General features: G+C 47.8%; 23 protein-coding genes and 2 pseudogenes. 16 read left to right on the top strand and 9 right to left on the bottom strand.

The annotated features are described in order from the left end of the window. Nucleotide 1 precedes the first annotated feature (1 nt). From LKE53_08590 to LKE53_08560, 7 genes are all read right to left on the bottom strand, one after another. Nucleotides 2-367: a hypothetical protein gene (locus LKE53_08590; GenBank protein ID MCH3972799.1), complete on the bottom strand. Its 366-nt coding sequence runs from the start codon at nt 365-367 to the stop codon at nt 2-4. 57 nt (nt 368-424) lie between these two features. After that, the gene (locus LKE53_08585; protein ID MCH3972798.1) at nt 425-1,306 is read right to left on the bottom strand and encodes a helix-turn-helix domain-containing protein; all 882 of its coding nucleotides are present in this window, start codon (nt 1,304-1,306) and stop codon (nt 425-427) included. Nucleotides 1,307-1,334: 28 nt separating this feature from the next. Continuing rightward, a complete protein-coding gene (locus LKE53_08580) occupies nt 1,335-3,197 on the bottom strand; it encodes a DUF5057 domain-containing protein (GenBank protein ID MCH3972797.1) in 1,863 nt (620 codons plus the stop codon). Nucleotides 3,198-3,264: 67 nt separating this feature from the next. Further along, the gene (locus LKE53_08575) at nt 3,265-3,855 is read right to left on the bottom strand and encodes a hypothetical protein (protein MCH3972796.1); all 591 of its coding nucleotides are present in this window, start codon (nt 3,853-3,855) and stop codon (nt 3,265-3,267) included. Nucleotides 3,856-3,903: 48 nt separating this feature from the next. Beyond that, on the bottom strand, nt 3,904-4,491 hold the full coding sequence (locus LKE53_08570; GenBank protein MCH3972795.1) for a hypothetical protein: 588 nt from the start codon (nt 4,489-4,491) through the stop codon (nt 3,904-3,906). A 68-nt stretch (nt 4,492-4,559) separates the two neighbouring features. Beyond that, nucleotides 4,560-5,498, bottom strand: coding sequence for a ParB/RepB/Spo0J family partition protein (locus LKE53_08565; GenBank protein MCH3972794.1), 939 nt, complete (start codon nt 5,496-5,498; stop codon nt 4,560-4,562). After that, nucleotides 5,455-6,273 (bottom strand): ParA family protein, encoded by an 819-nt coding sequence (locus tag LKE53_08560; GenBank protein ID MCH3972793.1) that lies wholly within the window; start codon nt 6,271-6,273, stop codon nt 5,455-5,457. The genes LKE53_08565 and LKE53_08560 overlap by 44 nt, the downstream gene beginning before the upstream one ends. Nucleotides 6,274-6,526: 253 nt before the next feature. On the opposite strand from LKE53_08560, the gene LKE53_08555 reads away from it, so the two are divergent. The 3 genes from LKE53_08555 to LKE53_08545 are packed head-to-tail and all read left to right on the top strand — an operon-like array spanning nt 6,527 to nt 9,126. Beyond that, nucleotides 6,527-8,461 (top strand): recombinase family protein, encoded by a 1,935-nt coding sequence (locus tag LKE53_08555; GenBank protein ID MCH3972792.1) that lies wholly within the window; start codon nt 6,527-6,529, stop codon nt 8,459-8,461. Continuing rightward, nucleotides 8,461-8,838, top strand: coding sequence for a TnpV protein (locus tag LKE53_08550; protein MCH3972791.1), 378 nt, complete (start codon nt 8,461-8,463; stop codon nt 8,836-8,838). The genes LKE53_08555 and LKE53_08550 overlap by 1 nt, the downstream gene beginning before the upstream one ends. Nucleotides 8,839-8,850: 12 nt before the next feature. Further along, a complete protein-coding gene (locus tag LKE53_08545; GenBank protein ID MCH3972790.1) occupies nt 8,851-9,126 on the top strand; it encodes a hypothetical protein in 276 nt (91 codons plus the stop codon). A 370-nt stretch (nt 9,127-9,496) separates the two neighbouring features. Here LKE53_08545 and LKE53_08540 read toward each other — a convergent pair whose 3' ends face one another. Then, the gene (locus tag LKE53_08540) at nt 9,497-10,105 is read right to left on the bottom strand and encodes a MunI family type II restriction endonuclease (protein ID MCH3972789.1); all 609 of its coding nucleotides are present in this window, start codon (nt 10,103-10,105) and stop codon (nt 9,497-9,499) included. A gap of 13 nt (nt 10,106-10,118) precedes the next feature. Continuing rightward, nucleotides 10,119-10,325 (bottom strand): helix-turn-helix domain-containing protein, encoded by a 207-nt coding sequence (locus LKE53_08535; GenBank protein ID MCH3972788.1) that lies wholly within the window; start codon nt 10,323-10,325, stop codon nt 10,119-10,121. 142 nt (nt 10,326-10,467) lie between these two features. Between LKE53_08535 and LKE53_08530 the strand changes: the two genes are divergently transcribed. The 13 genes and pseudogenes from LKE53_08530 to LKE53_08470 all read left to right on the top strand — a co-directional run bounded on the left by LKE53_08530 (nt 10,468) and on the right by LKE53_08470 (nt 22,315). Further along, nucleotides 10,468-11,211, top strand: a complete 744-nt coding sequence (locus tag LKE53_08530; protein MCH3972787.1) for an MT-A70 family methyltransferase — start codon at nt 10,468-10,470, stop codon at nt 11,209-11,211. 75 nt (nt 11,212-11,286) lie between these two features. Beyond that, the gene (locus LKE53_08525) at nt 11,287-11,589 is read left to right on the top strand and encodes a DUF3847 domain-containing protein (GenBank protein ID MCH3972786.1); all 303 of its coding nucleotides are present in this window, start codon (nt 11,287-11,289) and stop codon (nt 11,587-11,589) included. Between the two features lie 285 nt (nt 11,590-11,874). Next, on the top strand, nt 11,875-13,443 hold the full coding sequence (locus LKE53_08520; protein ID MCH3972785.1) for a MobA/MobL family protein: 1,569 nt from the start codon (nt 11,875-11,877) through the stop codon (nt 13,441-13,443). 44 nt (nt 13,444-13,487) lie between these two features. Further along, nucleotides 13,488-14,159 (top strand): CHC2 zinc finger domain-containing protein, encoded by a 672-nt coding sequence (locus tag LKE53_08515; GenBank protein ID MCH3972784.1) that lies wholly within the window; start codon nt 13,488-13,490, stop codon nt 14,157-14,159. Then, entirely contained in the window at nt 14,068-15,159 is a 1,092-nt protein-coding gene (locus tag LKE53_08510) for a helicase RepA family protein (protein ID MCH3972783.1), read from the top strand. Before LKE53_08515 ends, LKE53_08510 begins: the two co-directional genes overlap by 92 nt. Nucleotides 15,160-15,251: 92 nt before the next feature. Then, entirely contained in the window at nt 15,252-15,446 is a 195-nt protein-coding gene (locus LKE53_08505; protein ID MCH3972782.1) for a transposon-encoded TnpW family protein, read from the top strand. A 52-nt stretch (nt 15,447-15,498) separates the two neighbouring features. Continuing rightward, a pseudogene (locus tag LKE53_08500) lies at nt 15,499-16,815 on the top strand (type IV secretory system conjugative DNA transfer family protein). A gap of 40 nt (nt 16,816-16,855) precedes the next feature. Next, nucleotides 16,856-17,071, top strand: coding sequence for a Maff2 family protein (locus LKE53_08495; protein ID MCH3972781.1), 216 nt, complete (start codon nt 16,856-16,858; stop codon nt 17,069-17,071). A gap of 160 nt (nt 17,072-17,231) precedes the next feature. Continuing rightward, nucleotides 17,232-17,447 (top strand): Maff2 family protein, encoded by a 216-nt coding sequence (locus tag LKE53_08490; protein ID MCH3972780.1) that lies wholly within the window; start codon nt 17,232-17,234, stop codon nt 17,445-17,447. Between the two features lie 68 nt (nt 17,448-17,515). Continuing rightward, nucleotides 17,516-18,385, top strand: a complete 870-nt coding sequence (locus tag LKE53_08485) for a CD0415/CD1112 family protein (protein MCH3972779.1) — start codon at nt 17,516-17,518, stop codon at nt 18,383-18,385. A 20-nt stretch (nt 18,386-18,405) separates the two neighbouring features. Then, complete coding sequence (locus LKE53_08480; protein ID MCH3972778.1) at nt 18,406-18,858, top strand: PrgI family protein; 453 nt, start codon at nt 18,406-18,408, stop codon at nt 18,856-18,858. Further along, nucleotides 18,812-20,530, top strand: a pseudogene (locus LKE53_08475) (conjugal transfer protein TraE). Before LKE53_08480 ends, LKE53_08475 begins: the two are co-directional and overlap by 47 nt. A gap of 33 nt (nt 20,531-20,563) precedes the next feature. After that, nucleotides 20,564-22,315 (top strand): C40 family peptidase, encoded by a 1,752-nt coding sequence (locus LKE53_08470; protein MCH3972777.1) that lies wholly within the window; start codon nt 20,564-20,566, stop codon nt 22,313-22,315. Nucleotides 22,316-22,329 lie beyond the last annotated feature (14 nt).

Here is a 22,329-nt window from a genome sequence, read left to right as displayed (position 1 = left end):
GTTATCTCCGCTCCTTTTCCGCGTCTTTTTCCCGGCCCTGTCCCTTGACGGTAAGAATGCCGTCCAGCGTGGTGGCGGTGATGTGCAGCCGTTCCGCCGTAGCGATGTCGTTTTTCACGGTTTCGTCCACGTTCCTGCCGCAGACCACCAGCACATGGGCGCGGCGCAGAAAATTGCAGGCAATGTCCACGCCGTCCTTGTGCTCCTGCGGAATGGCGTCGTTGAGGAAAAGCGGCAGGAACAGGACCGGGCAGATAGGCGAAAAGCCTGCGTCATAGACCTTGCGGCAATACCCTGCCGCGTCCTCGGTGTTTTCAATTTCGTTTCCGCCCCACGGGGCGGTGATGTATGCGAGGGGTCGTTTCATGGTAAAATTACTCCTTTCCGATTTTTGTCGGGCATGAAAACAGCCCGCGCGGGACGTTTACCGTCCGGGCGGGCCGCTTCCGTACATGTCGTGATTGACCAGCGCCGAATAATAGCTGCTGATGGTGGTCGGAGCCTGATACAGCGCGGTCAGAATATAACTTCGGATATTGCGGACATCGGTGGTGTTCTTGTCCAGACACTCCAGCACGTATTCGATGTGGCTGTCGTCAAGCTTCAAAAGTCTGTTTTTCACCATTTCGGCGGGCATGTCCTCACCGGCGATCCGGATTTCCTTTTTTCGGCTGCACACGGTGTCGAGCATGATGCCCACGATTTCGTCCAGCCTTTCCGGGTCGCATCTCTGCCGCAGGACGTCGTAGGAAATATTCTCTTTGATGATTTCGCGGTAGGCGCCCGTCGCATCCATCGAATCAGCCGGGGCACCGTCCTCTTGTTTTCGGTCTGCCGGATTGGATTGATAAGGATTTAATCCATACATATTTGATTTTTTAGGGATATTAGTTCCCTTAGTATTTAATTGCGCGGGATTTTCCGTATCCGGTTTTCCCATATCCGGGTTATCCAGATACGGCTTTTCCGTATCTGGTGAATCCGTATCCGGAAAAGGCGTACCCGGCGGCTTGCGCGGCAGCTCATAGATGGTGTACTCGGTATCCGAGATGCGCCCGTCTTTGCCGCGAAGCTGGCGGCGCTCCATATAGCCCGCGTTTTCCAGTTCCTTGAGCGCCTTTCCGATAGCGTCCACACCTTCCCGGCAGATGGATGCAAGGCCCCGCGTGGTGTAATCCCAATCGTCCGGAAGGGAGAGCATCATGGAAAGCAGACCTTTCGCTTTCAGGGACAAGGCTCTGTCCTTCAGGTGATGGTTGCTCATGACCGTGTAATCCCGCGTCCGTTCCACACGAAAAACTGCCATTTGTATCACTCCCTTCTGAACGGGCGATTCAGTCCGCAATCGCAAAATTCAGCGTCAGCTCATGGGACACGTTCGTTGTCTTTACCCACGCCAAACCGAATTTAGCGGTAAGCGCCAGATTCCCGGAAGCTCCGTTCGCGCCGAGTGTCCCCAATGGAACTTCCGACGCAACATCACTTGCATAAACCGGTGCTTGTCTGTCAACCGCAGTCCAACCTGAATCAGCTGTTTGGCTGATTCCCACGCCGAGCGCCATTCCGTTTCCGGTTTGCGAGGCCGTCAGGCTGTTCCAGTCGGAATAGGACGTGGGGGCGGCGTCGCCGATGCCGGATGTCGCTTTCAGCCCCGCGACAGAAACTTGGACGGGAAAAGTGGAATGGTTGGTAATCGGAATGCCTGGTGCGGTGAACGGCGTATTGCTGTTCGGGTCAATCGCGTAACTGATACTGACCGGATGGGTCACAGAGACAAGCTCATCCGCATGGTAGTGCGCGATAGCCGAAATGTTTCCGGCGTTGTCCACGGCGGCGATATGGATGTAAAAACTGCTGCCGGACGGGCGGGAAAAAGTATAGCTGTCCGATGCGGTCGTAATGCTCCCGTCCGGGACGGTATCGGGGTTGTTGTCCTCCACGATGGAATAGCCCTTCATCCCGGTTTTCAAAGACGTGGAAATAACCGAGGAATCATATTTCGCACCGTCGTTCTGGCCTGTGGCTTCGACATAATACTGATAGCCGGTCGCGTTGTCCTGCGAGGAATAATTGACGGTGTACTGCGTCCGGTCGGAATTGTGCGTGACGCTTGAAATAGCGGGTTCGTTCGGTGCGTCCAAATCCTGCCCCTTATGGTCGTTCCAGCTTGTGTCGGTCGTGATTTGAGCAAGGTAAAACAGCGTGTTTGCCGTGACGCGTTGCTCGTCCGGCGTAGCCTCGCCGTTGGAATGGCCGGTCTGAATCATAGCGCAATTCGACCAGCTTGTTAGATAAAAGGTGTTGGTGCCCTGCCCGCCGGAGCCGGTGGCTTCCGCGCTGCCGCTATAGGTATAGGGCGGCTGATACGTCATCCATACATCCCCGAAAGCAAGCTGATTGGAATGGGACATCGGGACATTCAGAACCGTGCCCACGTCCCCGATTTTCCACGGGTAGTTGGTGAGCAGGCCCTTCTTGGAAACCTTAATCTGCGAACTGCCGAGCACCGTATAGTGCGGGATAGTCTGAATATCGCAGTAATGCGCGAGTTTGAAGAAATTCGGCATGGAGATCGTATCATTGTCTACCATCGTGTCATGCCCGAACAGGACGCCGCGCCCCGTTTTGATAAAGGCGTCGGTCTTGGTTTCCGCCGCCGCGGACAAATCCTGACTTGCGAAAGCGTCCCACGCGCCGAAATACAACACATCGTATTTGTAACTGCCGTCCGCGTTTTTCAGGTAAGCGTCCGGGTTGGCGTTAAAATCGGAGATTGACACGGTATCGACGGAAATGAGACCCTTGCCGTAGCCTTTGGGATCATACGTATTCGGCGTCTCCATCCACATTTTAAGGGACGCCGACTTCGGTAGAGTGTAGCTCTTGCCCTGCCATGTCGTAAAGGAAACGGTCGGTGCGACAACGGGATAAATGTTCAGAACCTTCGCGTGATCTTTGGCGGGAATGCTCTGGAAGGTCGATTCATGCACGGATTTGGAATAGAGCATATAGCTGTACGGCTGGCTTTTGTCGCTGTTGGTCCAGTTCAGTGCTACATAGTTCCCGGACGGATTCGGCGTCGCGGTCAGTGACAGAACCGACGCGGCGGAGGCCGCAAATACGGGCGAAGCACCGGACAGCAGAATACCGGCGGCAAGCAATGGTACGAGAAAAAGCCGCCTGAATGATTGCCTCAAATAGAAGCCCTCCTTTCGCGTGGAAGGTTGGCCGGGAAAATCCCGGCCAATTCCCGCGCTTCTGTTTTTATGCGAGCTGGAACTGGAAAACGAGCTGATGGTTGGCCGTATATGCCCCGTCAAATGCGAGACCGTAGTCAGCCGTCAGGGACAGCGCGCCGGAAGTGTTCGGATTCAGCGTCCCGACCTGCAGCGGCGAATCGTTCACCGCCCAATGGGTGGAAGCGCTGTAGCCGCTATTCCAGCCGGAATCGCCCTTCGCCGTAATGCCGAGCGCGATATACTTTTTGGAATCCGCGAGGTTGAGAGAACGCCATGTCTTTGCGGACGGATCGACGTCGGTGAAGGTAAGCGTCCCGCCCGAAGCGGCTTTCAGGGATTCCACTGTAGTGATCACCGCGACTTTGGTGTTGTTGGTGACTGTAATGTCGGGCGCGGTGAAGGTTTCGGCATCGGGACTGATGGCGTAGGCTACGTTGATCGGATGGGTGACGGAGATCGTTAGAGGAGAGATGGAGCCGTTGATCGTTACGTTCCCCGTGACGCTGCCCGTGCCGGTGTCGGTCTTGTCGGCGGCGAACGCCGGGACTGCCGCCGTAACGCCGAGCACGGCAAAGGTGATGATGCCTGCGAGAACCTTTCTGAGTTTGCTTTTCATTGAGAAGCCTCCTTATGAATTTTATATATCAACCGGACGTCCGGCTGATTACGAAACAGAAAGACGGATTTTGTAGTCCGCCATGCCGAGGTAAGCCTTAGTTGTTTTGTTATAATACTTGATTGTTGCGGTTACGCTGTAACTTCCGGATGAAACCGGCTGGGAAAGGTTCAGGCCGTTGATGTGCTGCCCCGGATAGATCGGTGCGGATTTTGCCACGGTTTCGCCGTTCAGCACAATTTCACATTGCATAATGACGGTGTTGGATGACGGATTCTCCACTTCCCATGTGCCGGTGCTGTCTTTGGCCCCGTTGGAAAAGGACGCCTGCGCGCTCACCTTGTCGGTGACGGTGACTTCCTGCTTTTGAAGCCGGGACAGGATTTCCTGCCGCGACGGGGTGCTGCTGCTTCCCGGCTCCGCACTGCCAGTATCGTCCAGCGACGGAGCGGACGACGAGGGAACGGAGCTGGACGGCGGCGGGTTCGGGGATGGATGCTGATTTCCGCAGCTCCGCAGCAAAAGGAGCAGGAGAAGCAGCAACAGCAGAAGAATCGCAAGAATATACGGCCATTTGCGTTTTTTCTTTTTATCCTCCTTCCCGCGTTTGCTCTCATTGATTTTTTCAGTTGTCATGCGGTTTCCTCCTTAATCAAGACATGAAAAAAGGCGCTCCTTTCGGAACGTCTGAAACGACGGTTATTTTACCTTTCCTGATCCCGCTGCCGCTTTTTCTGCCATCCGTCCAGCAGCCGTATGATGACCTGTTCCATCTGCTGCGGGGTATACGACTTGGGAAAATATTTCTGGAGCTTATCAGCCTTGATGGTCAGGTCGTTTTTCTCCGGTTTCTTTTCCTCGGACATGATGGCAAGCATACTGTCCTCGTTGAGATGGCCCTCCTGACTGAAATTTTTCAGCCGCTGGGCCTGTGAGAGCGAGGGGGTGGCCTGTTCGCTTTCGATGGTGTCGAGCAAAAGCGTCTGTTCCTCCGGCTTGAGGTACGACAGCTCCACGGCGGGAGTCATGGCAATTTTCTTGTCGTCCACCATCTGCTGAAGCTGCGGTGTCAGCTCATTCAGCCGGATATACCGCTGGATAGTACGCGCACTATCCTCTGAGTTTTCCGCAATCAAATCACGGGTTTTTATCCCTCGTAAATCGTGGCCAACTTGGCCACCATTTTCAAGAGAAGGTCTACCGGCTTGCCGCTTTATGGCGTCTAGCTTCATTTTGTATGCCTTGGCCCGTTCGCTCGGCAGGATGTTTTCACGCTGAATGTTGCTGTCAACCATGATAATGGTCGCGGCGTCATCGTCCAGATTGCGGACGATCACCGGCATGGTGGGAAGCCCCGCCAGCTCGCAGGCGTGTTTGCGCCGGTGACCTGAAATCAGCTCATAGCCGCCGTCCGCGCGGGGACGGACGATGGCGGGAACTAACACGCCGTATTCTTTGATGCTCTCCACGGTATCTTTCATGGAATCATCGTCCCGTACCTGAAACGGATGGTCGGGGAACGGGTGCAGCTCCGAAAGCGGCATATTCATGACCTTTTCCCGCTTGGCGTCCTCACGGGTTTCTTCCGTAGAAAAAATATCATCGTAACTGTTCAGACTTATGTTTTTGACGCTGCTTTTCAATCTTCAACACCTCCTTCGTCAGCTCACGGTACGCCTCGGCAACTTTGCCTTTCGGGTCGTGGGCGAAAATGCTCCTGCCCTCCGCGCTGATTTCGGCGGCGCGGACGGAATGAGGAATCTCCACATCAAATACCTTTAGCTTTGAGCCGTAGGTATCCCGCAGCAGGGCGCTGATTTCTTTGGAATAGTTGGTACGGCTGTCCACCATCGTCAGCAGAATGCCGTCGATTTTGAGCTTGGGGTTGATCTGCCTCCGCACCTTGTTGATTGTCTGCAAAAGCTGTTCGAGGCCCTTGGCCGGAAGGTACTGCGCCTGAACGGGAATGAGTACGCTGTCGGCAGCGGCCAGAGCGTTGACGGTCAGCATTCCAAGCGAGGGCATACAGTCCAGCAGCACATAATCGTATTGGCGCTTCACTCCGTCCAGATATTGCTTCAGGATTTTTTCGCGGCTCATGGCGTTGACGAGCGAAACCTCCATGCCGGAAAGCTCGATGTTGGCGGGCATGAGATTGACGCCTTCGTCGTGATGCAGAATTCCCTCGCTGGGGTCGATGGTTTCTTCGTTTAGCACCTTTCCCATTATCGTTGCCAGCGTAACGGGCAGTTGATCGGGCTGAGGATTGCCCAAACTGATGGTCAGAGAACCCTGTGGGTCGCTGTCCACCAGCAGCACCTTTTTTCCTTCCTGCGCCAGCCCGATGCCGAGATTGGCGCAGGTCGTGGTCTTGCCGACGCCGCCCTTTTGGTTGGCAACGGCAATTACATTGGTCATTTGACTTTTCACCTCCCGCTGAAATAGAAAAAGGACGTTCCATCAGCAGGAACGTCCTAAAATGATATGCAATTCGTCATTCAGCCGGTTTTCTCAGGTTTGAGAGGGGGTTTGGCCGAGAGCCACTTCGCCGCAAACCCGCATGAATGCTGAGCTTTTGCTTTTTTGTTTTCACCTTCCCGAATAACGCATGTTCAATGAATGGTATGCCAAGGATACAAGCAACAAAATCAAGGCGGTATTCAAGTCCAGAATGAAGAGCGGACAGCGGTGCAGTGGCAGTATCCCTTATGGGTATAAGCGTGTAGAGGGCGATAAACAGACGCTTTACATTGATGAAGAAGCAGCCAATGTGGTTCGCAGAATATTCCAGATGGCGGCATCCGGCATGACAATGACAGGAATTGCAAGCACATTGTCAGAGGAAAAGGTACTGATACCATCGGCATATATGAAGCTGAACAGACCGCAAGATGTTCATTGCAAGACTTATCATGACCCTTATGTATGGTCGAATACCACAGTCGGATACATCTTAGACCGCCAAGAATATCTGGGACACACTGTTTTGGGTAAGACGGTTCGAGAAAACTTTAAGCTAAAGAAACGCAGAGCCGCCACACCAGATGAATTGATGATATTCCCAGATACACATGAGCCAATCATAGACCAAGACACATGGGATATGGCACAGCGACTAAGAAAGCGAAATCCAAAGAAAATAGCAAATGGAACATATTCACACAGATTGTCGGGACTTCTGTTCTGTGCCGATTGTGGCACAAGAATGAGCTATTCCAGTAGCAAGATATCTGGTCAGAAAAAGGAGTATGACAGTTCAGACTATTTTCAATGCAGGAATTACCGCAATGTTTACGCAGAATGCTTCTCACACTATATCAAATCTTCCGCAGTGGAAGCCGCCATATTAAGAGCGGTACAGAGTGTCACTAAATATGCTTTGGAAAATCAGTCGGAGTTCATCGAGCAATTAAAAATGCAATGGGAAAGTCGGGAGACAAGCATTGCCGATGAAAGCAAAAAAGAGATTGAATTAGCACAAAAGCGTATTGAGGAATTGGATATTCTGATTAAGGGATTGTATGAGAGCAGTATGTTAGGAAAGATACCAGACAGACAGTTTCAACGCCTTGTAAGCCAATATGACGAGGAACAAGTACAGTTGGAGCAACGCATACGGGAAATCGCCGGTGAACATGAGGAAGAAGCTGTTCCCAAGAGTGACCCCAAGAAGTTTATGGCATTGGTCAACAAATACAAGGATATTACAGAGCTGACAGACCAAATGCTTTATGAATTTATCGAAAAAGTTGATATTCATGCCGCTGAAGGAGGTCGTGGAGCATACAGAAAGCAATGTATTGATATTTATTTCAATTTCATTGGAAATTACCTTCCACCGATGGAAGAAATCAGCGAGGAAGAAAGAATACAGCAGATTGAGCAGGAACAAAAGAAAAAACAGTATAGAAAGTCTGAACGAGCAAAGGAAAAGCAGAAAGAAAAAATGGCACAGCTTAAAGAGGACGCAAAAACAGACCCAGAAGCCGCCGCACAGTATGAGCAGTATCTTGAAAGCAGGCGTGAAGCTGGAAGAAAGTATCGAGCCAAACTCAAAGAAATCAAGGAGGCATCGCCGGAATATATCAAGGCTATGGAAGAAAAAGAGAGACTTAAAGCCGAGAAAATGATTGAAAAAGACCGCAAGCGTATGGAGCGAATGACAAAGAAAAAGAAAGAAACCAGAATAGAGCTTGTAGCCAGAGCCAAAACTGACCCAGAAGCGGCTGAACAGCTTGCAGAGCTTCGTAAGGCAGAGGCAGAGGCAAGAAAGCGGAAGAAGGCGGCTGAGGACAAAAGGATGGAAGAAGACCCAAAATATTCCGCAAAAGTATTGGAAAAGAGAAAGGAATACTCTCGTAGACATACTGCTCAAAGAAAGGCATTTAAGGAAGAATTGATTGCCAGAGCTGATGCAGGAGATGAAGAAGCCATTGAACAGCTTAATGAAATGAGAGCCTACGCAGTGAAAGCAACAAGAAAGACCTATAACAAAATGTATGAAGGTGCTATGAATGGAGACCCAGAGGCAATAGTTAAATACGAGGCATTCTTAAAGCAACGCAGAGAAGATTACCACAAGAAAAAAGAATTGGAGGCTATGTAATGAGTGAATTAAAGAAAAGAATTTATGAAAATGGAATTGAGTATAAATTGGTCGGAGATTATTACATTCCGAATTTCCAAGTGCAAGAAGACAACCGACCTATTGGTAAGTGGGGAATGCTCCACCGAAGCTACTTGCGGTCATGCAAGCCATTCCTCTTAAATGAGCTGATGTTGGACTGTAAGCTCCACTCGTACCTTGCTGATCTAAACGAGCAAGCAACTACTCGTTATGACTGTATTGTGAAGCAGATGATGGCTTCTGAGGGCGTTAAAGAGGAATTAAAAGCCAGTGACCAGATGACATGGGTAAGAGCCATGCAGAGCATTGCAAACCGTTCAGAAGAGATTGTGAAGCATGAAATGATATATGTGTAAGGAGGTTCAGAGATGATTTTAGAGGCATTATACAACGGAGATATTCATGTAGAGGAACAGGTTTTACCTCAATGTCAGGCTTATTCTGATGCAAATAAGAAGGCTTCAGACCTGATGAAAGAATTGGAACAGATGATAAGCAAGGAAGCCTTTGAAAAGGTTAATGAATTGAGTGATGCTCTTTCAGCAGTTACTGGAATTGAAGCTATTGAACAGTACAAGTATGGAGTTGCCATTGGTGCATTGTTGATGAAAGAAATCAATGATTTGTCCTACTTACCTAAATGATTGGAGGATACAGCATGTTTTTGTTAAAACTACTCTTGAAAGTTTTTGTGTTACCATTGATTGCATTGCTAGCACTAATACAATGGATAGGAATATTTGTAACCAGCTTTACAGAGGTATTCATGAATATTCTTGCCGGAATATTTTTCCTTATGGCGGTTGCAAGTTATATTATGGGAATAAGTAATGGAAATGAAGCTATACAGATATTATGTATTGGATTTGTAATATTCATTCTACCTTATATTGCCGTTTGGATTGTAATGTATATTGAAACCATAATAATTAAGTTGAAAATGCTCGTTTTCAATAGACCGTGGTAATAGCATAGAAAAATGGGGACAAATCACACTAAGATTTGCCCCTCTATTTACTGCAAGTATGGTTTTAGATACTTTTCAAAATGTTCGATTAAATCGTTATCGCTCATATTTGGTCTCCACATAAAATAGTTTTTATCATATGTATCAAACCAAAAAGCGACCTCACGATTACGCTTTGGGTCTCTTGTAATATCGCCTTCAAACACAACCCAGAATGGAAGAATATCTGTGCTGGTAATATGACCAATACTGCGATATGCTTTCATCAATCCAGGAGTGAACAGTTTGCATAATCTTTCATGCGCATTACCTCTACCGGCACTTGGGTCTTTGCCTTCAACCCAGCCATCTTGCCTTTTAATTTCGCCAAAAAGGATTTTATGTGTTTTGGTGTTTTCAATAGCAAAATCAGGTGAAACACCCCATTTTGTAGTACTCAAGTCAATCGGCGGATTGTAGATTTGTGATATAACACTGCTTGGAAGTTTTACATTAGCATACAGATTTTTGAGATGTGTTGGCTTTTCGTGTAACTTATATTCTGTATGCTTAAAATGTTCACGAAATACTTCATAGAGATTTTGTTCAGCAACAGAAGCCTTTGACCCACCTTCTTCTTGCCAATTATCTCGTCCGCTTAGAGCACGCTTGCCCATAGTTGATACCTCCTTATAAGCCTTTGAACAATTCTTCCAACGTCATATCGAATCCAGCGGCAATCTTTGCAATGTTATTCAGTGCAATATTTCTCTTACCACTTTCAACAGATGCAAAATACGTTCTGTCCATGTCGATAGACAAAGCGAATTTTTCTTGGCTTATACCAAGGCTGTTGCGAATTTCTTTTACACGTTCGCCAAATTCTTTAGTGACCATAGTTTCCTCCATTCAAAGTTCTTTTATAGTAAAGATAAAAATTATATGCCTATAAGACAACGGAGTATGAGTAACAATCATTGACAACTTGATGTTTCTCGCGTATGCTTATGAGTAACAACCAAGAAAGGAAGCCAATTGCATGACAGAAAAAAATGATGCGGATATTACTGCGTATTCGCTTTATAGCAAGCAAGCAAAAGCACGCACAAAAATCAATCCGCTGGACGAAATATATCCGGCATTACCTCAAGAAAAGTACCAAGTTATATATGCTGATCCGCCTTGGGATTACGGCGGAAAAATGCAATATGATAAAACCACAATTAAAGATGAAAATGTAGGGTTTGAAAAAAAGATTTTTCTAAGTTCTGCCACTTTCAAATACCCGACATTAAAACTCAAGCAGCTTAAGGAACTTGATGTTCAATCAATAGCACATGAGGATTGCCTGTTGTTTATGTGGACAACTGGACCACAGTTAGCAAATTCCATTGAATTAGGCGAGGCATGGGGGTTTGAATACAAAACTGTGGCATTTGTTTGGGATAAGATGATTCATAACCCCGGAAGATACACATTATCTCAAACCGAATTTGTTCTTGCTTTCAAAAGAGGTAAATTCCCTACACCAAGAGGTGCAAGAAATGTTCGACAGATGGTGGCTGTTCCCAGAGGAAAACACAGCGAAAAACCAGCAGAGGTAATTGATGGTATCACAAAAATGTTTCCAGAGCAAAAGAAAATTGAATTATTTGCAAGAAATAATTATGTTGGCTGGGATAACTGGGGATTAGAAATTCCAGATTCAAAAATAGAAATTAAAACTGGAATTAAGGAAAACCATTCAAATAACCAGTTGGAGTTAGAAATTACAAGTAAATGATTAAGCCAAAGGCACTCAACTATAACAAGCTGAGTGCTTTTGTTTTACTCATTTTTTGAAAGGAGGTGATGCCCTATGAACAAGGAACTTGACCGACTTCGCAAGGAGCAGGACAAGGCACAGAAGCAACTCAGAAAGGCACAGAACGATGAGAAATCCCTCAGACATGAATTATCAAGGCTGAACAGAACAGAGCGTACACGTAGGCTCTGTGTGCGTGCAGGTATGCTTGAAACATTTCTGAAAGAGCCACTGCTTCTGACAGATGATGATGTAATGGAATTGTTACGATTCATCTTTCAAGGAGAGACTGTTCAAAAGAAGTTGAACTCACTGATTGAAAACAGAAGAAAATCTCAAGAGATAGGTACTGTCTAAAACCCTTGGCTTTAGACAAGGGCGCAACTATACACCACTTCATGGTGGTTGCGTTCTCCGAAGGTTCCTGCGGAAAGCTCGTTTTCCATTTCGTCCGCAGACTTCATTACAAACCAGTGGGAGCTACACTCCCCCTGCGCTGGCTCTGCCAGCTACCCTCTAGTGAACTTGTGTTCAATGAAGAACCGCTTTGCGTTTCATCATTGAGCCGCAAGTCTAATTATGACCGATTAGCTAAATTTGCTACTCGGTTTTTTTATTGGCACAAAAGGAGGTTGATATAAAATGCCATGTCCACATTTCGATATTAAAATCGTGCAACGAAGTAAAAGGCAATCATCAGTTGCCGCTTCGGCTTATCAATCCGGTGATATGCTTTTTTCTGAATATGATCAGAAACGAAAATTCTATTCTGATAAAAGAGGGATTGCGTTTACAGAGATTATATTGCCGGAAAATGCTCCACCAAAATACAAAGACCGTAACACTTTATGGAATGCTGTTGAGGAAAAAGAGAACCAGTGGAACTCACAGCTTGCCCGAAGATTTATCATGGCACTGCCTAAAGAAATTTCTCGTGAAGAGCAGATACGATTGATGGAGGAATATTGCAAAAGTCAGTTCGTGTCGAAAGGCATGATTGCAGATTTTGCTATCCATGATAAAGGCGATGGAAACCCTCATGCTCATATCTTGCTTACCCTCAGACCGATGGACGAACAAGGACAATGGCTTCCCAAATGTCACAAGGAATATGACCTTGACGAAAACGGGGAGCGTATCCGTTTACCCAATGGTAGTTGGAAGAACCATAAGGCTAATACAGTCGATTGGAATGAGCGAAAGTATGGCGAGATATGGAGGCACGAATGGGAAGTTGTCCAGAACAAGTATCTTGATAATGCCGGAAGAACAGAACGTGTTGATTTGCGCTCTTTTGAGCGTCAGGGCAATCCCCATGCTCCACAAATTCATCTCGGACCAGAAGCTACAGCAATGGAGCGTAGAGGTATTCAAACGGAGCTTGGGAATCTGAACAGGCAAGTTATTACTGCTAACAAATTATTCGACTCTATCCGCAATGTTATTCGTTCCCTGCAGAGCTGGTTATCTGACTTATCAGAGAAAATCAAAGAACAGTCTTCAATGGAAAAGCCAGAGGAACAGAGCCTTGCAGAAATCCTTAATGCTTACATGAATCTCCGCAAAGAAGGCAGAGCAACATGGTCAGCATACGGACAGAACCAAGGTCAAATTAAAGACTTAAAGCAGATGTTCCATTTGATTGCAGTTCTTAGGGAACAGGACATTGATACCATTCCAAAACTCGGAAAATATTTGAATGAAACCAATGCGACTGCAAGAGAAATTCGTGCAAAGATGAAAGCCAATGACAGCAGAATTGCTGATATTGATGCGATACTTGAGGCAGTAAAAACTATGAAGGAGACAGAGACTGTTCATGATAAGTATGTATCCATTGGTTGGAAGTCAAGAAAAGAAAAATTTGCTGATGAACATTCAGATGAATTGGCAAAATACAGAAAAGCAGATCGCACCTTAAAGAAGCTGATTGAGAAATTACCGATTGATAGAAAGGAACTAAATGCTGAACGAGCAACATTATCAAAAGATAATGAAACACAGTTAGCAGAACTTAGAAAAGTGAATATCTCTCTTGAAGACTTGAAGCAGGTTAGATGGTGTATTCGACAAGTATTGCCGGAAGCACTTCCTACAGTTGTGAATGGCAAGAAATCTACAAAAGAAAGTCTGCAAGCAATACAAAGAAAGATGGAATTGGAAAAGCCAGAGAAAAAATCACCACAGAAAAAACAGAATATGGAACTTTAAAAAGCACTTGTATTTTTTAACCAGTAAAATGCAGGTGCTTTTTTATGCCCAGAGGAGCGATGATGAATGTATTTGAAGCAGTAAAAGAAGCCGTTACAACAAGAAATGCCGCAGAAGCCTATGGTATAAAAGTCAATCGGTATGGCATGGCTTGTTGCCCTTTTCACTCTGACAGAACACCGAGCATGAAGGTCAATAAGAGATTTCATTGCTTTGGTTGTCAGGAAGATGGAGATGTTATCAATTTCACTGCAAAGCTCTTCAATCTCAATCCCAAGGAAGCCGCTGAAAAGTTGGCATCTGATTTTGGTGTCAGCTATGAGCAAAAACAGACCAGTAAGCCTTGGATAAGAGCTTCCCCTATCAAGACCAAAATCACACCGGCACAGGAATATCAGATAGCAGAGAAACACTGCTATCTGGTCTACTGCGACTATCTTCATTTGTTGGAGCATTGGAAAAAGACATTATTTCCTAAAACATTTGAAGAAAATCCTGACAGCCGATTTGTTGAGGCTTGTCAGAAGATAACCTATGTCGAGTATTTATTAGACATTCTTTTGATGGGGAGCATTGAGGAACGAGCAGAAATAGTGAAAAGCCAAGGAAAGGAGGCACACACACTTGAAAGACGAATTTCAGAACTTGCCACAGAGCGAACAGATGGCAGTTCTACAAGCCATAAGAGAAATGAACGAGCAACCCCAATTAGATAAAAAGAGAAGCCTTTACACAGTTTCTATGGAGGAATTACTTGATATGGCATTTCCCCCGAGAACAGCAGTAATTGACGGATTACTTTATAGTGGGACTTATATCTTTGCAGGTTCTCCCAAAATCGGTAAATCATTCTTCATGTCACAGCTTGGCTATCACATCGCCACTGGCACTGAATTATGGAATTGTTCCGTAAAGAAAGGCAGTGTACTTTATCTGGCATTGGAAGATGATTTCGGAAGATTACAAGGACGATTGAATAGGATGTTTGGAGTGGAAGCTGTCGAAGGATTGCACTTTGCAACGCAAGCCATGACATTGTCTGATGGACTAAATGAACAGCTTGAGGAATTTATCCAGCTTCACAAGGACACCAGACTCATAATCGTGGATACTCTGCAAAAAGTCAGAGAAGCCGGTAACGAGAATTACAGTTATTCTATGGATTATCAGAATATTACAGCCTTGAAGAAGTTTAGTGATACGCATAATGTGGCGATTCTGGTAGTTCATCATACAAGAAAAATGGAAGCCAGTGACAGCTTTGATATGATTTCTGGCACGAATGGATTGTTGGGAGCTGCCGATGGAGCGTTTATTCTGCAAAAGAAGAAGCGAACAGACCCAACAGCTATTATGCAGATAGTTGGTCGTGACCAGCCAGATCAAGAGCTGACCTTGCAGTTCAATCAACAGCGTTGTATCTGGGAACTGACCAAGGCAGAAACTCCAATGATTAAGCAAGAGCCAGAAGCAGTTGTTATGAAGATAGCTGATTTCATGCAAGACCGCACAGAATGGACTGGCACAGCCACAGAGCTATTGGAGTTGATACCAGACATTAATATGAAGCCTCATGTATTGACTAGAAAGTTGAATGTAAATATATCGGTACTGTTCAATGACTTCGGCATTGTGTACCAGAAGCATGACCGAAGTTCGGAGAAGCGTTCTTTCACTTTACTTCATGCAGAGCAAGACAATGACACTCTTCCGTAAGATAGTGCGGTATGTAAAATAGCGTCACAAAGCGTCATTAGCGTCATAGACTACAAAATCCGGTAAGGGAATGCCCTGCCGGATATTTCATTTTGAAAGGAATTTATATGGGAGATACAAATACAATCGAGAAAAAAGTTATGGCAGAGCCTGCCGGAAGATTTGAAATGAGACATGGTAACACAACTTACTGTGTTGGAGTACATTTCAGCAAAAACAGTAATGACAGTGTTACAGATAAGGTCAAGAAACTCATGAAAAACGATGTAAAATCAGGGAATTTCTAAGCAAATTATGGAGTGCGTGATAGCCGAAAAATTTTATCTTAAAAGCACTTTACCAAAGGGAACCATCCTTGTGGAGTGCGGCAAGATGCTCCAGCGCGGCGCACCAAAGCTGGGAAAGGACGGCAAGCCCCAAAAAGATAAGCACGGCAAGGTCATTTATGAGCCGTACCGTATCAAGGTACTGAACACCATCAATTTCAAGAAGTCCATGCGCTACAATCCCTTTGCCTATATTCACAGCGAAAAGGACATCTTGAAGCTGGTCACCACCCTGATTGCCAACACCAAGGGTGAGGGCAAAGCCGGGGACGATTTCTGGGTAAAAGCCGAAACGCTGCTGTATGTGGCGCTGATCGGCTATATCCACTATGAAGCCCCGGTGGAGGAACAGAATTTCTCAACCCTGATTGAGTTCATCAATGCAATGGAAGTCCGAGAGGACGATGAGGAGTTCAAAAACCCGGTTGACCTGATGTTTGATGCGCTGGAAGCGGAAAAGCCAAAGCACTTTGCTGTGCGCCAGTACAAGAAATATAAACTGGCGGCGGGAAAGACCGCGAAAAGCATTTTGATTTCCTGCGGTGCTCGTCTTGCGGTATTCGATATTGAGGAGCTGCGCGAGGTGACGGCTTATGATGAGCTGGAGCTGGATACGCTGGGCGATGAAAAGACAGCCCTGTTCCTTATCATGTCGGATACGGATGACAGCTTTAACTTCCTGATTTCCATGTGTTACACACAGCTTTTCAATCTGCTGTGTGAGAAAGCGGACGATGTGTACGGCGGGCGTTTGCCTGTTCATGTGCGCTGCCTGATTGACGAGTGCGCCAACATTGGGCAGATTCCGAAGCTGGAAAAGCTGGTGGCAACCATCCGAAGCCGTGAGATCTCTGCCTGTCTGGTGTTGCAGGCACAGTCACAGCTCAAAGCCATCTACAAGGATAACTGTGACACCATTCTCGGAAATATGGACTGTTCCATCTTTCTGGGCGGCAAGGAGCCGACCACGCTGAAAGAGCTGGCGGCTGTGCTGGGCAAGGAAACCATCGACACCTATAACACCGGCGAGAGCCGAGGGCGGGAAACTTCCCACTCCCTCAACTATCAGAAACTCGGCAAAGAGCTGATGAGCCAAGATGAGCTTGCGGTCATGGACGGCAGCAAGTGCATTTTGCAGCTGCGCGGTGTGCGTCCGTTCTTCTCGAACAAATATGACATCACGCAGCACCCGAACTATCATCTGACAGCCGATGCGGACAGCCATAATGCCTTTGACATAGAGCGTTTCCTGTCCACCCGGCTGAAAACAAAACCCAATGAAGTCTACGATGTGTACGAAGTAGACACAACCGATAGCACCGCTGTTTGACGGTGCTTTTTCTTTTACAAAAATATGGAGGTAAATTCTTATGGCATTTTTCAATTCTGCTGTTACTGTTCTTCAGACCCTCGTTGTGGCGCTGGGTGCCGGTCTTGGCATCTGGGGCGCAATCAATCTCATGGAGGGCTACGGCAACGATAACCCCGGCGCGAAGTCGCAGGGAATGAAGCAGCTGATGGCTGGTGGCGGTGTCGCTCTTATCGGCATCACCCTCGTACCGCTTCTGTCCGGGCTGTTCGGTTAATCGCCGGATAACAGTCCTGTAAAACAGCCAACGCCGAACGCAGGAAAGCTCCACAACCATTTTGAAAGAGCTGTTTGCCTGCCGGCTTTGCCGCTGTATGAAACCAATCAACAACTTATGACTTGCCCGAATGGGCAGAAAAACATGGAGGTAACTATTTATGGCATTTTTCAATTCCGCAGTAACCGTTTTGCAGACCCTCGTGATCGCACTGGGTGCCGGTCTTGGCATCTGGGGTGCGATCAATCTGATGGAGGGCTACGGCAACGATAACCCCGGCGCGAAGTCGCAGGGCATGAAACAGCTGATGGCTGGCGGCGGTGTCGCACTCATCGGCATCACCCTTGTACCGCTTTTGTCCGGGCTGTTCGGTTAATCGTTCCGTCAAAAATCCTCTGCCCCTCCCGTACCACGCGGGCGGGGCATGAAAGGAGGGAAAAGTAAGTGGATTATATCAAAGAACAAATTACCGAATGGCTCAAGGAAATCCTTGTAGGAGGCATTGAAAGTAACCTTTCCGGGATGTTCGATACGGTCAACCAGAAGGTCGGAGAAATATCCACACAGGTAGGACAGACCCCGCATGGCTGGAATGGCGGTATCTTTTCCATGATACAAAACCTTTCGGAAACGGTTATCCTGCCGATTGCTGGTCTGATACTGGCGTTTGTTATAACCTTGGAGCTGATCCAGCTGATTACCGACAAGAACAACCTGAACGATGTGGATACATGGATGTTCTTCAAGTGGATTTTCAAAACCGCTTGCTCTATTCTGATCGTCACGAATACATGGAATATCGTCATGGGCGTATTTGATGTGGCGCAGAGTCTGGTAAACCGGGCATCCGGCGTGATTGTGGGCAATACCGCCATCGACATTTCTTCTGCCATTACCAATATGCACGACAGGCTTATGGAAATGGATATTGGTCCGCTGTTCGGGCTGTGGTTTCAATCCCTGTTCGTTGGCGTGACCATGTGGGCGCTGACCATCTGTATTTTCATCGTCATTTACGGGCGCATGATTGAGATTTATTTAGTCACCAGCGTGGCACCAATCCCGATGGCAACCATGACCAGCAAGAAATGGGGGCAAATGGGACAAGGGTATCTGCGAAGCCTGTTTGCCTTGGGCTTTCAGGCATTTCTTATTATCGTCTGTGTGGAGATCTACGCCGTGCTGGTGCAGAACATCACATCGGAAACGGATGTTATCAAGGCAATCTGGACTTGTATGGGCTACACCGTACTGCTGTGCTTCACCCTGTTTAAGACAGGAAGCCTTGCAAAATCTGTGTTCAATGCCCATTAACGCCGAAAGGAGGAAATCAAGTGGCTTATGTACCCGTACCCAAAGACTTGACCAAAGTAAAAACGAAGGTCATGTTCAATCTTACGAAAAGGCAGCTTGTCTGCTTTTCGGGCGGTGCGCTGTTTGGCGTCCCGCTTTTCTTTTTGCTGAAAAACCCTGTTGGCACAAGTGCCGCCGCCATGTGTATGGTGGTTGCCATGCTGCCATTCTTTTTGCTGGCCATGTATGAGAAAAATGGTCAGTATTTAGAAAAAATCATCGGCAATATCATCCGCGTTGCGTTTATCCGCCCCAAGCAGCGCCCTTATAAAATCAACAACTTCTATGCCGTAATCATGCGGCAGGAACAGCTTGACAAGGAGGTGCAATCCATTGTTTGCAAAAAAGACAAATCAAACCGCCGAACCCGGAGAAAAGAAAAAACCGGTGGCGGCAAAGCGAAAACTGACCCGCGCAGAGAAAAAGCAGATTGAAGCTGCCATTGCGAGGGCAAACCGTACCGATAAAAAGGAGCAGTCCGCGCAGGACAGTATCCCTTATCAGAGAATGTGGCAGAATGGTATCTGCCGTGTAAATGACACCCACTACACCAAGTCCATTCAGTTTCAGGACATCAACTATCAGCTGAGCCAAAACGAGGATAAGACCGCCATTTTTGAAGCATGGTGTGATTTCCTCAACTACTTTGACAGCTCGGTGCAGTTTCAGTTGTCCTTTCTTAATCTGGTGGCTTCGGACGATGCCTTTGCCAAGAGCATCAATATCCCGGCGCAGGGCGATGATTTCGACAACATCCGTGAGGAATACACGGGGATGCTGCAAAACCAGCTTGCCCGTGGCAACAATGGTCTGATTAAGACCAAGTATCTGACCTTTGGCATTGATGCAGACAGTATCAAGACCGCAAAACCCCGTCTGGAGCGTATCGAAACAGACATTCTTAACAGCTTCAAGCGCATGGGCGTGGCGGCGGAGGTACTGGATGGCAAGGAACGCTTACAGCAGATGCACAGCGTATTCTGCATGGATGAACAGGAGCCGTTTCAGTTTGAATGGGACTGGCTTCCGGCATCCGGGCTTTCTACCAAGGATTTTATTGCTCCTGCCAGCTTTGAATTTAAGAACGGCAAGGGCTTTTCAATGGGAAAGAAGCTGGGAGCAGTATCCTTTCTGCAAATCCTCGCGCCGGAGCTGAATGACCGTATGCTGGCAGATTTCCTCGGCATGGAGAGCAGCGTTATCGTTAATCTGCATATTCAATCGTTGGATCAGGTCAAGGCAATCAAGACCGTGAAGCGAAAAATCACAGACCTTGACCGTGCCAAAATTGAGGAACAGAAAAAAGCCGTCCGCGCCGGATATGACATGGACATCATTCCCTCTGACCTTGCCACCTATGGCAGCGAAGCCAAAAAGCTGTTACAGGACTTGCAGAGCCGCAATGAGCGAATGTTCCTTGTCACCTTTCTGGTGCTGAACACCGCCGATACCATGCGCCAGCTGAATAACAACATCTTTCAGGCAAAGTCCATCGCCCAGAAATATAACTGCCAGCTTACAAGGCTGGACTTCCAGCAGGAGGAAGGCTTAATGAGCAGCCTGCCGCTGGGACAAAATCAGGTGGAAATTCAGCGCGGGCTTACCACCTCCAGCGTGGCAATCTTTGTTCCCTTTACCACGCAGGAGCTGTTCCAGACCGGGCAGGAAGCCTTGTACTACGGCATCAATGCGCTGTCGAACAACCTTATCATGGTTGACCGCAAGCTCTTGAAGAACCCCAACGGCTTGATTCTCGGAACACCCGGCTCTGGCAAGTCCTTCTTCGCAAAGCGTGAGATCTCCAATGCGTTTTTGGTGACGCAGGATGACATCATTATCTGCGACCCAGAAGCCGAGTACGCGCCGCTGGTACTGCGCCTGCATGGTCAGATTATCAAAATCTCGCCTACCTCTACGGACTATATCAATCCGATGGACTTGAATTTGGACTATTCCGATGATGAAAGCCCGCTGAGCCTGAAATCAGACTTTATCCTGTCCTTGTGTGAGCTGATTGTGGGCGGCAAAGAGGGCTTACAGCCGGTACAGAAAACCATCATTGACCGTTGTGTGCGTATGGTCTACCAGAAATATTTGAACGAGCCGAGCTTGGAATTTACAGGGAGGTATCGGTGATGCTTGAAACGCTGCTGGATGGTGCGTGGTTTGAATAAGGAACCACACCTGCAATTTACCGAGGAGGAGCGCATTGACCCGGTGCTGAAAAAGCCCATTCGCAAAGCGGAGCAGGCTGCGAAAAAGGCAGACAAGGAACAGGCGAAAATTCCGAAAAAGACGGTAAAGACCAAAGAAACCACGGTGGACACCACCACCGGCAAAAAAACGGTGAAGCTGAAATTTGAGGAAGTGGACAAGAAAAAGCCGCCTGCCAAGCTGTCCCATGCCGCCCGCGATGCGCCGGGTGTCATGGCATCGGCAAAGCTGCACCAGAAAGTACGGGAAACAGAGCAGGACAATGTGGGTGTGGAAAGCGCCCATAAAACCGAGGAAGCAGCGGAAACCGGGGCGCGTCTGGTGCGTGAGGGGTATCGCTCCCATCAGCTAAAGCCGTACCGCAAGGCAGCACAGGCGGAGCATCGTCTGGAAAAAGCCAATGTGAACGCCCTCTATCAGAAGTCCTTGCAGGATAATCCCCAGCTTGCCAGCAACCCGGTATCTCGCTGGCAGCAAAAGCAGGCAATCAAAAAGCAGTATGCCGCAGCCAAGCGCGCCGGACAAAGCGCCGGGACAAGTGCTGCATCAGCGGCACAGACCACCGGCAGAGCAGCCGAAGCCGTTGCAGAAAAAAGCAGACAGGCGGCAGCGTTTATTGGCCGCCATAAGAAAGGTTTTCTTGTCGCAATCATTTTACTGCTTCTCACCGCCATGCTGATGGGCGGACTGTCCTCTTGCTCGGTATTGTTTGAAAGTACGGTTTCCTCGCTGGTGTCCACCTCTTACCCATCAAGGGATGAGGATATGCTGGGTGCCGAAGCTGCCTATGCCGCCAAGGAAGCGGACTTGCAGTATGAGGTAGACCACTACGAAACGCTGAATCCCGGCTATGACGAATACCGCTATAAGTTGGATGACATCAAGCATGACCCCTATGTGCTGGTGTCCCTTTTGACCGCTTATTTTGAGGGTGAATGGACACTTTCACAGGCGCAGGCATTTCTATCCGAGGTCTTTGACCGCCAGTATACGCTTACCGAAAATGTGGTGGTGGAAACCCGATACCGAACCGAAACCGACAGCTGGACGGATGAGGATGGAACCAGCCACACCGATACCTATGAAGTGCCTTACGATTACTACATCTGCAATGTGAAGCTGGAAAACTTCGACCTGTCTCATCTGCCGGTATATCTGCTGAATGAGGATAAGCTGGGGCTGTATGCCGGGTATATGGCAACGCTGGGCAACAGCCCCGACCTGTTCCCAACCGAGCAGTATCCCAATGCAGTGGGAAATAAGCCCTTTACCGATTATGATGTTCCGCCGGAAGCCCTCGCTGATGCTACTTTTGCCGCCATGATTAAGGAAGCGGAAAAGTATCTGGGCTACCCGTATGTATGGGGCGGCGCAAGCCCTTCGGCCAGCTTTGATTGCTCCGGTTTTGTCAGCTGGGTTATCAATCATTCCGGCTGGAATGTAGGCAGGCTGACAGCAAATGGACTGTTGAATATCTCCACCCCGGTATCGTCGGCCAATGCAAAGCACGGTGACCTGATTTTCTTCCAAGGCACCTATAACACCACGGGCGCATCCCATGTGGGCATCTATGTAGGCAACGGAATGATGATCCACTGCGGTGACCCGATTTCCTATACCTCTATCAACACGAACTACTGGCAGGCGCATTTCTACACCTTTGCCCGTCTGCCCTGAAAGGAGTAACAGCA

This window comes from Oscillospiraceae bacterium (assembly GCA_022483045.1).
Lineage (GTDB): Bacteria > Bacillota > Clostridia > Oscillospirales > Acutalibacteraceae > Caproicibacterium.
This window is presented reverse-complemented; position numbering and strand designations above follow the sequence as displayed.

What these genes read in the sequence shown, in the direction of transcription:
- LKE53_08590 (MCH3972799.1), bottom strand. Translation starts at nt 367, where the DNA reads ATGAAACGACCCCTCGCATACATCACCGCCCCGTGGGGCGGAAACGAA.
- LKE53_08585 (MCH3972798.1), bottom strand. Translation starts at nt 1,306, where the DNA reads ATGGCAGTTTTTCGTGTGGAACGGACGCGGGATTACACGGTCATGAGC.
- LKE53_08575 (MCH3972796.1), bottom strand. Translation starts at nt 3,855, where the DNA reads ATGAAAAGCAAACTCAGAAAGGTTCTCGCAGGCATCATCACCTTTGCC.
- LKE53_08570 (MCH3972795.1), bottom strand. Translation starts at nt 4,491, where the DNA reads ATGACAACTGAAAAAATCAATGAGAGCAAACGCGGGAAGGAGGATAAA.
- LKE53_08560 (MCH3972793.1), bottom strand. Translation starts at nt 6,273, where the DNA reads ATGACCAATGTAATTGCCGTTGCCAACCAAAAGGGCGGCGTCGGCAAG.
- LKE53_08555 (MCH3972792.1), top strand. Translation starts at nt 6,527, where the DNA reads ATGAAGAGCGGACAGCGGTGCAGTGGCAGTATCCCTTATGGGTATAAG.
- LKE53_08550 (MCH3972791.1), top strand. Translation starts at nt 8,461, where the DNA reads ATGAGTGAATTAAAGAAAAGAATTTATGAAAATGGAATTGAGTATAAA.
- LKE53_08545 (MCH3972790.1), top strand. Translation starts at nt 8,851, where the DNA reads ATGATTTTAGAGGCATTATACAACGGAGATATTCATGTAGAGGAACAG.
- LKE53_08540 (MCH3972789.1), bottom strand. Translation starts at nt 10,105, where the DNA reads ATGGGCAAGCGTGCTCTAAGCGGACGAGATAATTGGCAAGAAGAAGGT.
- LKE53_08535 (MCH3972788.1), bottom strand. Translation starts at nt 10,325, where the DNA reads ATGGTCACTAAAGAATTTGGCGAACGTGTAAAAGAAATTCGCAACAGC.
- LKE53_08530 (MCH3972787.1), top strand. Translation starts at nt 10,468, where the DNA reads ATGACAGAAAAAAATGATGCGGATATTACTGCGTATTCGCTTTATAGC.
- LKE53_08525 (MCH3972786.1), top strand. Translation starts at nt 11,287, where the DNA reads ATGAACAAGGAACTTGACCGACTTCGCAAGGAGCAGGACAAGGCACAG.
- LKE53_08520 (MCH3972785.1), top strand. Translation starts at nt 11,875, where the DNA reads ATGCCATGTCCACATTTCGATATTAAAATCGTGCAACGAAGTAAAAGG.
- LKE53_08515 (MCH3972784.1), top strand. Translation starts at nt 13,488, where the DNA reads ATGCCCAGAGGAGCGATGATGAATGTATTTGAAGCAGTAAAAGAAGCC.
- LKE53_08495 (MCH3972781.1), top strand. Translation starts at nt 16,856, where the DNA reads ATGGCATTTTTCAATTCTGCTGTTACTGTTCTTCAGACCCTCGTTGTG.
- LKE53_08490 (MCH3972780.1), top strand. Translation starts at nt 17,232, where the DNA reads ATGGCATTTTTCAATTCCGCAGTAACCGTTTTGCAGACCCTCGTGATC.